Source organism: Variovorax sp. OV329 (assembly GCF_900114785.1).
GTDB lineage: Bacteria > Pseudomonadota > Gammaproteobacteria > Burkholderiales > Burkholderiaceae_C > Variovorax.
Genome location: NZ_FOUG01000004.1, coordinates 247,943 through 260,107, shown reverse-complemented (window position 1 = coordinate 260,107; position 12,165 = coordinate 247,943). Strand labels below are relative to the sequence as shown.

At 63.8% G+C, this 12,165-nt stretch carries 10 protein-coding genes; all 10 read right to left on the bottom strand.

The genetic code is table 11. The features are described from left to right. Window positions 1-2 precede the first annotated feature (2 nt). On the bottom strand, window positions 3-1,298 hold the full coding sequence (locus tag BM345_RS08635) for a nucleotide sugar dehydrogenase (RefSeq protein ID WP_093377924.1): 1,296 nt from the start codon (window positions 1,296-1,298) through the stop codon (window positions 3-5). Then, entirely contained in the window at window positions 1,295-3,220 is a 1,926-nt protein-coding gene (locus tag BM345_RS08630; RefSeq protein ID WP_093377922.1) for a polysaccharide biosynthesis protein, read from the bottom strand. The genes BM345_RS08635 and BM345_RS08630 overlap by 4 nt, the downstream gene beginning before the upstream one ends. 55 nt (window positions 3,221-3,275) lie before the next feature. Further along, window positions 3,276-5,012 (bottom strand): PglL family O-oligosaccharyltransferase, encoded by a 1,737-nt coding sequence (locus tag BM345_RS08625; RefSeq protein WP_093377919.1) that lies wholly within the window; start codon window positions 5,010-5,012, stop codon window positions 3,276-3,278. A gap of 69 nt (window positions 5,013-5,081) precedes the next feature. Further along, complete coding sequence (locus BM345_RS08620) at window positions 5,082-5,555, bottom strand: pilin (protein ID WP_093377917.1); 474 nt, start codon at window positions 5,553-5,555, stop codon at window positions 5,082-5,084. Between the two features lie 222 nt (window positions 5,556-5,777). Continuing rightward, a complete protein-coding gene (locus BM345_RS08615; protein ID WP_093377914.1) occupies window positions 5,778-6,560 on the bottom strand; it encodes a 3',5'-cyclic-nucleotide phosphodiesterase in 783 nt (260 codons plus the stop codon). A gap of 36 nt (window positions 6,561-6,596) precedes the next feature. Next, entirely contained in the window at window positions 6,597-8,858 is a 2,262-nt protein-coding gene (locus BM345_RS08610; protein ID WP_368086479.1) for a CHASE2 domain-containing protein, read from the bottom strand. Window positions 8,859-8,879: 21 nt separating this feature from the next. After that, window positions 8,880-9,536 (bottom strand): FHA domain-containing protein, encoded by a 657-nt coding sequence (locus BM345_RS08605; protein ID WP_093377909.1) that lies wholly within the window; start codon window positions 9,534-9,536, stop codon window positions 8,880-8,882. A gap of 77 nt (window positions 9,537-9,613) precedes the next feature. Next, window positions 9,614-10,438 (bottom strand): Stp1/IreP family PP2C-type Ser/Thr phosphatase, encoded by an 825-nt coding sequence (locus BM345_RS08600; protein WP_093377907.1) that lies wholly within the window; start codon window positions 10,436-10,438, stop codon window positions 9,614-9,616. A 22-nt stretch (window positions 10,439-10,460) separates the two neighbouring features. Then, entirely contained in the window at window positions 10,461-11,150 is a 690-nt protein-coding gene (locus tag BM345_RS08595; protein WP_093377904.1) for a TerC family protein, read from the bottom strand. Between the two features lie 115 nt (window positions 11,151-11,265). After that, a complete protein-coding gene (sucD, locus tag BM345_RS08590) occupies window positions 11,266-12,159 on the bottom strand; it encodes a succinate--CoA ligase subunit alpha (RefSeq protein WP_093377902.1) in 894 nt (297 codons plus the stop codon). Window positions 12,160-12,165 lie beyond the last annotated feature (6 nt).

The window sequence follows — 12,165 nt, the reverse complement described above, 5'->3', positions numbered from 1 at the left end:
CGTCAGAGCCTGAATACGGCAAAGCCTGCGCTCGCCGACTCATGGCGGTCATAGAGGGATTTGACGTCCGTCAGCACCGGGCTGGGATGGCGGCAGCTTTGCCGCAGGACCGCAGGCGAAAGGTTGCGGTACTCGGCGTGCCCCACGGCCACCACGAGCGAATCGACCGGATTGCGCTCGTCGATGGACTGCAGCTCGATACCGTATTCGCGCCAGACCTCTTCGGCATCGGCCCATGGGTCCGCCACCACCACCTGAGCGCCCCAGCTCTGGAGTTCCCGCACCAGGTCGACCACCTTGCTGTTGCGGATGTCGGGGCAGTTCTCCTTGAAGGTGATGCCCATCACGCCCACCTTGCAACGCGGAACGTCCATGCCCGCCTGGAGCATCAGCTTGATGGTGTTGCGCGCCGCGTAGCGCGCCATGTTGTCGTTGATTCGGCGGCCCGCCAGGATGATCTGGGGGATGTAGCCGACCTGTTCGGCCTTGAAGGTCAGGTAGTACGGATCGACGCCAATGCAGTGGCCGCCAACAAGACCTGGCCTGAAGGGTAGAAAGTTCCACTTGCTGCCGGCGGCCTCCAACACCTCGATCGTGTCGATGTCCAGCCGCTCGAACAGGACTGAAAGTTCGTTCATCAACGCGATGTTCAGGTCGCGCTGCGTGTTCTCGATCACCTTCGCCGCCTCGGCCACCTTGATGCTGCCCGCCCTGTAGGTGCCCGCCGTCACGATGCGGTTGTAGAGTTCGTCAACCAACTCTGCCGCCGCGGAAGTGCTACCGCTCGTGATCTTCTTGATCCTGGTCAGCGTGTTGACCTTGTCGCCGGGGTTCACCCGCTCCGGGCTGTAGCCGCAAAAGAAAGTGTCGTTGAAGGTCTTGCCCGAGAACTTCTCCAGCACCGGCACGCAGACCTCCTCCGTTGCGCCTGGATAGACCGTCGATTCGTAGATGACCACGGCACCGTCAGGCATCGCCTTCGCCACGGTTTCGCTGGCGCTCAGCAACGGCGCAAGATCAGGGCGGTTGGCGCTGTCGACCGGTGTCGGCACCGTCACGATGAAAACATTGCAGCCGCGAATATCGGCCGGATCGGCGCTGTAGGTCAGCCGGCTCGCGTCGCGCAAGTCTGCGGGATCGGTCTCCAGCGTTCTGTCGTGCCCACGCTGGAGTTCCTCGATGCGTCGGGCATTGGTGTCGAACCCGACGACGGGCATCAGCTTGCCGAATTCCACGGCCAGTGGAAGGCCGACGTACCCGAGTCCGATGATGGCTAGTTTGATTTCTGCAGCATTCATGGGGTTTTTTCAGTCAATGCCGCGTCTGGCGAGTACCCCGGCGCCAGCTGGCGCAAGAGACTCTTCATTGCCGCACTGTTGTCGTCGCGCGCAGCGCTCATCAATGTCTGCAGGTGAACCTTGAGTTCGGGCCAGGCCATGAAGTCTTCTCGGGCGCGGATGATGCGGGGATGGCTGGTGGGAAGCGGATTCTCACCGATGAGCAGCTCCTCATACAGTTTTTCACCAGGGCGCAGCCCGGTGAATACGATGTCGATGTCGCCGGTGGGACGCGTCTCGCTGCGGATGGTCAATCCAGCCAGGGCGATCATCCGTTTTGCGAGATCGAGGATCTTCACCGGCGAACCCATGTCGAGAACGAACAAGTCGCCGTTCTCCGCCATGGCGCCCGCGTGCAGAACCAGTTGGGCGGCTTCCGGGATCGTCATGAAGTAGCGCGTCACTTCGGGGTGAGTCACAGTGACCGGCCCCTTCTCTGCAATCTGGGAACGGAAGAGCGGCACGACGCTCCCGCTCGATCCCAGGACGTTGCCGAAGCGCACCATCGACAGACGGGTGGCCGGAAGGGAAGCGCTGCCGTCCGCCCTGCGGATCTCGTCGAGCAATGCCTCGCCGCAGCCTGCCAACGCCTGCAGCACCAGCTCTGCGACGCGTTTTGTGGCGCCCATCACGTTGGTCGGACGGACCGCCTTGTCGGTGGAGATCAAGACGAAGTGATCGACGTTGGCAGCCAGGGCCGCGCGCGCCACGCTGAGCGTTCCGAAGACGTTGTTGAGCACGCCTTCGCCCGGGTTGGATTCGACGATGGGCACGTGCTTGTAGGCGGCAGCGTGATAGATCGAGGCGGGCTTGTACGTCTGGCAAATATCCGAGATGCGATCGAAGTTGCACACGTTCGCGAGCAGGGGAACGGTGCGTACCGCGAGGCGGCCGCGTCCAATGAGAAGCTCGAGTTCCTGGTGGATTCGATACAGCGCGAACTCGCTGTGGTCCACGAGCAGGATCCGGCTCGGCCCCTGCAGCACGATCTGGCGGCACAGCTCGCTGCCGATGCTTCCGCCTGCACCCGTGACCAGCACGACTTTGTTCGCAAGCTTGCGTCCCAGCAACTCCGCATCAGGCGCGACGGCCGGGCGGCCCAGCAAATCTTCGACGTCAAGGTCTCGAAAGTCCTGCACGGTGACCCGGCCACTGGCCAGGTCTGCCAAGCCCGGCAATGTGCGAATACGGACCGGCAGCGCGGACAAATGCTCGATGATTTCGTTGCGCCTTTGGCGACTGGCGCTGGGCAGTGCCAGCAGGATGTCGGTGACAGCGAACTTGCCGACAAAGCTCTGCACTTCGGTGGGAGCCATGACCGGCAGGCGGTTGATGGTGCGGCCCGCCTTGCGCGCATCGTCGTCGATGAAGCCCAGCAAGGTGTACTGCAGCGCGTTGCCAAGGGCGGCGGCCGTCTGTGCGCCGGCGCTCCCCGCACCGTAGATCAGCAGGCGGCTCGTGGTTCGGGTGATGCTGGCGGCCAGCCAATGCCAGGCCAACGCCCGGCTGCCGGTGACGAACAGGAGCAGAAGCAGCGGCTGGAGAACGCTCAGGCTGCGGGGTATGCCTTCCCACAGGTACAGCACGATCACCGCCGGAAGAAAGAGGAGGCCATACGTCGCGACGGCCTTTCCGGTTGCAAGGATCGCGGAGAGGCCGGTGTAGCGAAAGATCGCTCGATAGAGACCGAACTTCACGAAGACTGGGATGGCCAGGACCGGTGCGATGACATACACGGCCCACTCCATCCCCACAGGCCGATGCCAGGTATCGAGCCGCAACGTGAAGGCGAGCCAGGTCGCGATCAGCGCCAGACAGAAATCCAGCCCAAGCACGACAAGCTGCTTGCGGGAACGGGGCCAGGCGAGGATAGTCTCTTGCACTTTTTTGCTGACTTCGTTGGGATTACACCGCCACGGCACGCCTAGGTCACGAGCACTACGGAAGCGGCTTCGGCACCGCAGCGCCGAGGGGCCATTCGATGGCGGTCAGTTCCGGATGCAGTTTTTGCGCCTGCGCCCATCTGGCCGGGCCCGCTTCGCATTGGTCCCGCGGGACGATGGAGCACATCTTGACCAGCCATTCGCGCGCCTCGTAGGGGCGGTGGTTCAGGCCCATCACTATCGCCAGTGTCATGAAACTTCGGGAACTGGGCCATACGAGCATTGCGTCTCGCGCCCACTGGAGCTCATCTACGCCAACTCCGGCGGTGGGCTGGTATTTCATGAAGCGCTGTGCTTCTCGGAGTTGCGTCAAAAGAAGCACGTCTGGCGGCTCCGCCGGGTGGCTGCCCTGAATCTGGGACCGTTCCAACTGCAGGCTGACGTAGCGCTCCTCCACCTGGAAGTAGTCGCGTGCTATTAGTCCGAGTAGTGCGGCCCCGACGCACCAGATCCCGAGCAGCATGGGGCGTCCAGTCAATAGCGATGGCAGCGCTAGTGGCCAAATCTTCAGGCGCCAGTTCAAGGCTCCCAGCACCAGTCCGGTCGGCAATAGGAAGTAGCCGTAGTGCAACGGAAACTCCAGCATCGCGTGCACCCCGATCACCAGCACGAACAAGAAGAACAGAGCGTCCGCCGGCCCGCGCACCCGGCGCGCAGCGGCAATCAGCCAAGCCAGGATGCAGCCCGTCAACAGCAAGCCCAGAGGGATTCCAAACCACAGGACGAAGTCGAGGAACAGGTTGTGCGACTGCATGAAGGGATGGTGCAGCGGGGCATGCCGCTCTGTCGCCGCCACTTGGGCCGGGAACACTTGCTGCCAGCCATAGCCGAACCAGGGCCTCTGCCATGCCGCATCGATCAGGGTACGCCACAACTCGGGGCGCAACTCATAGCCGAGGCCGCGAACCATCGAGCCGGGCGCATCGAGCAGCAGCACCCGGCGAAGGGTTGGCAGCGCCATCACGGCCAAGGCATAGAAGACTGTCAAGCCCCCCACATGCCAGGCCACGTTCTTTGCCGCCCATAGCCGACGCCACCACCATCCACCCAGAATCATGACGAACAAGCCGAGCATCCCCGATCGGGACTGCGTCATTGCCAGACCAAGCAAGAGGAACGCGGCCGCAAGCGTGGCCACTGCAGCCCCCAACTGCTTGCGCCACACGCCCCATCCGCACGCGAGCAGCCCCCAGAGCAACAAGGTTGCGAGTTGATTGGCCTGGGCCAGGTTAGCGGCAGGACGCACGCCGTTCGAGCCGACAGCCCAGATATTCAAGGTTTGTGCATCCGCCGAGCCCAGCCATTGCTGAATCTGCAGTGCCACCGACGCCAACGCGGCGATGCCGATACCCGAGAACAGAATGTCGCCCATCCAGTTCGGCCGCCACGCTTGCCATTGCTGACCGATCAGCATGGCCAACAACAAAGCGAGGATGTAGGCGGTCGCGGTCCAGGCTTGACCGGCGAATGGCAGAAGGCCAAAAGCATTCTGCAGGAAGGGCAACGGCAGAAAGAGCGCGACCGGCAGCACCAGCCCATGCCAGGCGAAGTCCTGCCGGCCCCGCACCAAGACCACCAGTCCAATGATCGCCAGCACTGCAGCAAGCCAAGCGTCGGAATGAAATGAAGTCCACGGGTCCGAATGATTGGGGAGCAACCAACACAATGCGATCAGCGCGGCGGCGAGCGCCACCCAAACCGGCGCAAGCGAAATCTGGGACAGCCGACTCATCGATTCAGTACTTCGAGAATGTGAAGAAAAAAGCCGCCCTCAGGCGGCTTTGTCACTTCGCTAAGGCGCTTAGGTGGCCTTGCGGCATTCCGCAGGAACGAACTTGTATTTCGTCGCATCAGCAACAGTGCACTTCCAGCTGATCGAGCCGCTAGGAACCGTGTTTGCGGCCAACGGCCCGGCACCGCTACTCGGCGTCAGAACCAACGTGACCGTACCAGCCGAAGCGCTAGTGACCATCGTGATAGCACCGTTGGCGCCATCAACCGTCATGCTGTCAACGTTCTTGGTATTGCCACTGCCGACCGAGATCGAGTCCACGCCAACGTTGAGTTGCGATGCGGTATTCGCTGCGTTCTCAGAAATCGTTGCCTTTGCGCCGGACGCGAGAACCAGGGCTTCAGACACGCGGGCACGGACCGTGTAGTCCTGATAAGCCGGCAGAGCCACGGCAGCCAGAATACCGATGATCGCCACAACGATCATCAATTCAATCAGGGTGAAACCCTTTTGCACATTGCGTGCGATGGAACGACGGTTCATTTCAAAACTCCAGGTTGGTTCAGTTTAGTTGGAAGCTAAGCCCGGGAACCTCCCCGGAGCCGATCATGTAACCGCACCATCTGTGCCAGCCCCGCTATCGCGTTTGGAGGCGGCTTTAAGTGCAAACTTGTTCACGTTCCGGTTACAGCTGGTGACATTTCCCGTTACAACTCTGTCGACCCGGGTGACCAAACTTGTCAACCCGGGGCGCGAATTGTCGGATCACAGGACCAGGATGTCGTCGGCTTCCAGCCAACGGATGTCGTGCTGGGCCACGCTGCCGCCGATCTGGCTCATGATCTCCGCCGTCTCGGCCGGCTTCGTGTGCGTGATGTAGATCGGATAGTGCTTGTCGGCCTCGATGCGGCCCAGCTCTTCGAGCAAGGTGGCGGGAGACAGGTGGCGGCTGCGTTGGGCCAGGGCCTGTTCGCGGTTGCTGAACGCCGTTTCGATGACCAGTGCGCCCACGTCGAGCTGGTTGACGCGGTTCCAGAAATGCTGGTTGCGCTCGGTGTCGCCGCTGAAAACCCACTGGCGGCTGCCGTTGGCGCAGCTGACGGCAAAGCCGCAGGCTGGCACGGTGTGAAAGGCGGGCAGCACCTCGATGTTCTTCGCGTTCTGAGTGCCCAGCCGCAAGGTCTGGCCGATGGTGATTTCGTGGAACACGACGAAGGGCGCGTCACGGCTCGGGATGGCCGCGAAGTCGGGCCAGATCACGTTGTTGAAGACGTGGGTGCGCAGCGCCGCAATCGTCTCCGGCAAGGCATGCACGCGCAGCGGCTTGCTGCGCCGGCTGGCCACGGCGTCGAGCATCAGGGGCAGGGCGGCGATGTGGTCCAGATGCGAATGCGTGAGCAGCACGTCGTCGATCTCGATCATCTCGCGCAGCGAAAGGTCGCCCACGCCCGTGCCCGCGTCGACCAAAAGATCGTGATCGATGAGAAAGGATGTCGTCCGGCAATCCTTGGCAATGGCGCCGGAGCACCCCAACACACGCACCTGCATTTGGCTGCGCCCTTTTTTCTATCTGCTTTGAGAGGACTACTTGGATTCGAACCGGGTGGCGCCGTCCCACTCTGGGTCGAATGGGTGCGACGTCATCGAGGCTAAACGTTCCGCATACAGGCGGTAAAGGACTTTTTTGGCATCCTGCGCCAGGAGGTCGTCCAGCAAAGGTTTTACTTGTGCCGCCTGCTGCGCGCGATAGCCCGACAGGATAGCGCGCCAGCGCTCGAGCATCTCGGCGTCGACGGGTTGTAGCTTGTCGCGCAGCCCCAGTGGCGTGAAGATGGTGACGGCTTGTTGCCGTCCCTTGACGCACACGAGGTCCAATTCCTGCCACGCATATTCGCTGGCGGCGCTGGCCGTCGCCTCGCTGGCCACGATGGCCACCCCATAGACCGAGCTCACCCCCTCCAGCCGCGAGGCAAGGTTCACCGCATCGCCAATGACGGTGTAGCTGCGGCGCAGGGCCGAGCCCATGTCGCCCACGCTCATGAGACCGGTATTCAACCCGATGCCAACGCTCACTTCAGGCAATCCCGATGCACGATTGGAGTCACAAAGCGCTTCCATGGAGGCTTTCATTTCCAGCGCGGCGCGCACGGCGTGGCTCGCATGCTGCGGGTTGTCGACCGGCGCGCCCCAGAAAGCCATGACGCTGTCCCCCATGTACTTGTCCACCGTGCCGCCATGCCAGCTGATGATTTCCGTGAGGCGACTGAAGATGTCGTTCAGGAAGCCCTGCAGCTCCAGCGGCGCCAGTCCCTCCGACAGGCGCGTGAAGCCGCGCAGGTCGCAGAAGAGGGCGGTGAGCTCCTTGCTTTCCGCGCGCATGCTGTAGCGCTCGGGCTCCTCGAGCATCTTCTCGACCAGTTGCGGCGGCACGTAGGTGCCGAAAAGCTTGGCGAGGCCCCGGCGCTTGCTCGACTCGACGAAGTAGCCCCAGCCGATGTTGAGCACGAAGGCAACGACCATCAGGATGAGGGCGGAGCCCATCGGCAGCATGAGGCCGTGCGCCTTGAAGAGCCAGGTGTTGAGCCCGACGACGGCCGCACCCACCGCGCCGAAGAACAGCGTGGCCTGCAGCGCCGGCAGCAGCGACAGGCCCACTGCCAGCATGACGCCCACGAGCGCCAGCACGACGACCTCGTAGCCGGGCACATAGTCCGGCACGATGATGAAACGCCGGTCGAGCAGGGCGGAGATGACGTTGGCATGCACTTCGACGCCCGGAAAGCTGGCGCTCACCGGCGTGGCACGCAAATCCTGCAGGCCCGGTGCCGTGGTGCCCATGAGCACGATCTTGTCCTTGAGCTCCCCGGGTGGCAGGGCGCCGGAGAGAACATCGACGGCCGGGATGTACCTGAAGTTGCCGGCCTGCGCCCCGCCGGTGCCGATGAAGGGCACGAGCAGGCTGGTGCGCAGGCTCAGTGGCACGCGCATCGGGGGCGCATTGGGCTTGCGCAGCATCAGCGCCTCGACCGGCGGCGCCATGTTGCCGGGCGCGTTCGCCAGAACCGGGCTCAGGGTGTCATAACCGGCGGCAAGCCTGAACATCGCCAGGCTCAGCGATTCGTAGTAGCCGTTCTGCCCTTCGGCGCCTTCGTAGTAGGCCAGCAAGGGCGCGGCACGCAGAAGGCCGTCGCTGCGCGCGCTGATCACCGCGTTGATGAAGCCGGCGCCCGCTGCCGCGTTGGCCAGTGTTTCGACGTTGCCGCCGAAGCCGTTCCAGTGGGTGGTGTAGATGCCGACGCCCGCGGGCAGGGCGGTGGGCGGAAGCACCGGTGGTGGAAGACGTCCCTTGGTCAGGGGCGCATCGCTTTGCGTCAGGTAGAAGCCAAGTGCCACGCGGTGCCCCTGCATGGCACGTGCGAATCCGCCGTCGTTGTCCAGCGATGGGGCGAGGCGGTCCAGTTCGGCCTGCAGGGATGGCTGGTCGCGCAGCGGCCCCTTGGCCAGTTCGCGCAGCGCCGCCAGGCCGGAGCTGCGGTCCTCCTCGGCGAACACCATGTCGAAGCCCAGCACGGCCGCCTGCTGGCGCTCCATGAGTTCGGTGGTCATGCGGGCCAGCTTTTCCCGGCTCCAGGGCCATTGGCCCACGGCCTGCAGGCTGGTGTCGTCGATGTCGACGATGACGATCCGGGGGTCGAAGCGCTCGGGCAGGGTAAGACGCAGGCGCCAGTCGTAAATGGCGAGATCCAGCCCATCGATCATGGGCCGCCGCGTGGTGGCGCCCACGTACACCAGCATCAGCACCACCGGAACGAAGGTGATGAGAATGCGCGGCCAGTGCCTCAGCATGGCCGGCATGGTGCCTTTCGCTCAGCTGTAGACGAACTGCATCCGGGTGCCGCCCAGCTCGAGCGTGTCGCCGTCCTGCAGCGCGACGGCCTCGGCGCCCAGCGGCTCGCCGTTGAGCAGGGTGCCGCCGTCCACCGGCGCCACCACGTAGCCTTGCAGCCGCCGCGTGACCGCGGCGACCGCCACGCCCGGCTTGCCAATGGTGGTGACCACCTTCTGCAGCGCGACTTCGCGGCCCGCGCCTGCGCCCGAGAGGACGCGCAGCACGGCTGCGCCCGTGGCGCCTGGCAGTGGCATCTGCGCCGTGGGTGCGACCGACAGGGGGACGTTGCCCGAAGGCGTGAGCTGCGGCTCGCCGACGTAGGAGGAATCCACCGGCTCGCTGGAGGTGCCGCGCACCAGGTAGCGAATCTTGTACTTGCCGACCTCGATGAGATCGTGGTGCTCCAGCGCCTGCTTCTTGACGGCCGTGGCGTTGACGTAGGTTCCGTTGGTACTGTGCAGGTCCTCGATGTAGACATCGCCGCCGATCATGTGCAGCACGGCATGTTCGCCGCTGACCGCGAGATTGTCGATCACGATGTCGTTGTAAGGCCGCCGCCCGAGCGTGGTGCGGTCCTTCGCGAGCGTCACCTCTTTGATGACGACTCCGTCAATCGAGACGATCAATCTGGGCATGACCCGCTCCTCAATTCCAACGAGATAGTAGTTTTTGTTGTTTCCTGGCGACTCAGGAAAGGCTGTCGCCGGAAACTCTAAACCTGCTCTTCTACAACGCCAGGCACTGAAACTCCAGCGGCTTGCGCAAGTACAACAGAAATGTTGTCCTTGCCGCCATTGTCGTTTGCAAGTGAAACCAAAAGTGTTGCTTTTTGAGAAAGTTCGATATCTTGTAACAAAACTGTGAAAAGGTCCTCGTCGCGGACCATCTCGCTGAGGCCGTCGGAGCACAAAAGATACAGGTCGCCGGGACGGCACTCGTACTCGTGCATTTCAAGAAGAACCTGGCGCTCGATGCCGACGGCGCGGGTCACGAGGTTGCGGATCGGGGAGCGGGCCGCCTGCTCGAGCGTGATCACGCCCGCGTCGAGTTGCTCCTGCAGGAGCGAATGGTCGCGCGTGAGTTGCTCCAGGTTCTGGCCGCGCAGCCGGTAGCAGCGCGAATCGCCGATGTGTCCCACCACCACGCGTTGCGGCCCGAACACGGCCAGGACGAGCGTGGTGCCCATGCCCTGCAGCTGCTCGTTGGCAACCCCGGCTTCGAGGATGGCCAGGTTGGCCTCGTCGACACCCGCCTGCATGGCACGGCGCACGCCCCGGCTGTTGGCCTGGGAGCCGGCATGCGCGAGCCAGCGGCCGATGTTGGCCTGCAGCAGCGCGATCGCCATGCCGCTGGCGACTTCGCCGCCGTTGTAGCCGCCCATTCCGTCGGCGAGCAGGGCCAGGCCCAGTGGCGCGTCGAAGGCGACGGCATCTTCATTGTTGGCGCGGACGCGTCCGGCATCGGAAAGCGCGACGAAATCCCAGGGCTGCTGCAAGACGGATCCGGTGTGAATAAGGGTGTCTCCAGAGCTTGCCATAGAACTTCTTCGCTACTTCGGCTCAGTTTGTGGAGGAATGCCGGGAGCGGGCCTGCATGTGACGCCCGAGGAGGACGACGAGCATCGCACAGACCACGGCGGCAGCGTAATGCAGCCACGGCCGGGCGGCCAGCACCTCGCCCAGCGAGACATCGCTCACGATGGTCTCGCCCGCCACCCAGCCGATCAGCGCCGCGCCCAGCAGCACGATGATGGGGAAGCGCTCCATGAGCCTGATCATGAGCGCGCTGCCGAAGATGACCAGCGGGATGCTCAGCGCCAGGCCCAGCACCAGCAGCACGAGGTCGCCCTGCGCCGCGGCGGCTACGGCAATGACGTTGTCCAGGCTCATGACCAGGTCGGCCAGCAGGATGGTGCGCACGGCGGCCATCAGGCCACCTGCCTTCTCGTCCTCGGAACCGCCACCGTCCTCTTCGCCGCCGAACAGCTGCACGCCGATCCACAGCAGCAGCAGGCCGCCGACGATCTGCACGAAGCGCAGCGCCATCAGCCTGGCCGCTACCACCGTCAGGAGAACGCGCAGAACCACCGCGGCCGCCGAGCCCAGGAACACCGCCTTCTTCTGCTGGTGCGACGGCAGCGAGCGCGCCGACAGCGCGATCACGACCGCGTTGTCGCCGGACAGGATGACGTTGATCCAGATGATCTTCGCCAGGCCGATCCAGAACAGCGGACTCTGCAGCAGCTCCATGCACTCACTTTCTGGGCGATTGGGTTGGCGCTTACATCGAAACGGGGCGCCGAACGAAAAAGCGCTCGCGACCTTTCAGTGCGAGCGCTCTTGTCGAGGCCGAGGCCGAGCCTGATTACAGGCGCGACTTCAGGAGTTTGCCCAGCTCGGAGAAGTTGCGGGTGATGGTGAACCCGCACTCTTCCATGATGGCCAGCTTGGCCTCGGCCGTGTCGGCACCGCCGGAGATCAGCGCGCCGGCGTGGCCCATGCGCTTGCCGGGAGGCGCGGTGACGCCGGCGATGAAGCCCACGACCGGCTTCTTCATGTTGTCCTTGCACCAGCGGGCAGCGTCGGCCTCGTCGGGGCCGCCGATCTCGCCGATCATGATCACGGCGTCGGTGTCCGGATCGTCGTTGAAGGCCTTCATCACGTCGATGTGCTTCAGGCCGTTGATCGGGTCGCCGCCGATGCCCACGGCGCTGGACTGGCCCAGGCCGATTTCGGTGAGTTGCGCCACGGCTTCATACGTCAGCGTGCCCGAGCGGGACACGACGCCGATGCGGCCCTTGCGGTGGATGTGGCCGGGCATGATGCCGATCTTGATCTCGTCGGGCGTGATCAGGCCGGGGCAGTTGGGGCCCAGCAGCAGCGTCTTCTTGCCGCCCTTGGCTTCCTTGGCTTTCATCTTGTTGCGCACTTCCAGCATGTCGCGAACCGGAATGCCTTCGGTGATGCAGATGGCCAGGTCCAGGTCGGCCTCGACGGCTTCCCAGATCGCGGCGGCAGCGCCTGCCGGCGGCACGTAGATCACCGACACGGTGGCGCCGGTCTGCTGGGCAGCGTCCTTCACCGAGCCGAAGATCGGGATGTTGAAGATCGACTCGCCGGCCTTCTTCGGGTTCACGCCCGCGACGAAGCAGTTCTTGCCGTTCGCGTATTCCTGGCACTTTTCCGTGTGGAACTGACCGGTCTTGCCGGTGATGCCTTGGGTGATGACCTTGGTGTCTTTGTTGATGTAGATCGACATGACTCT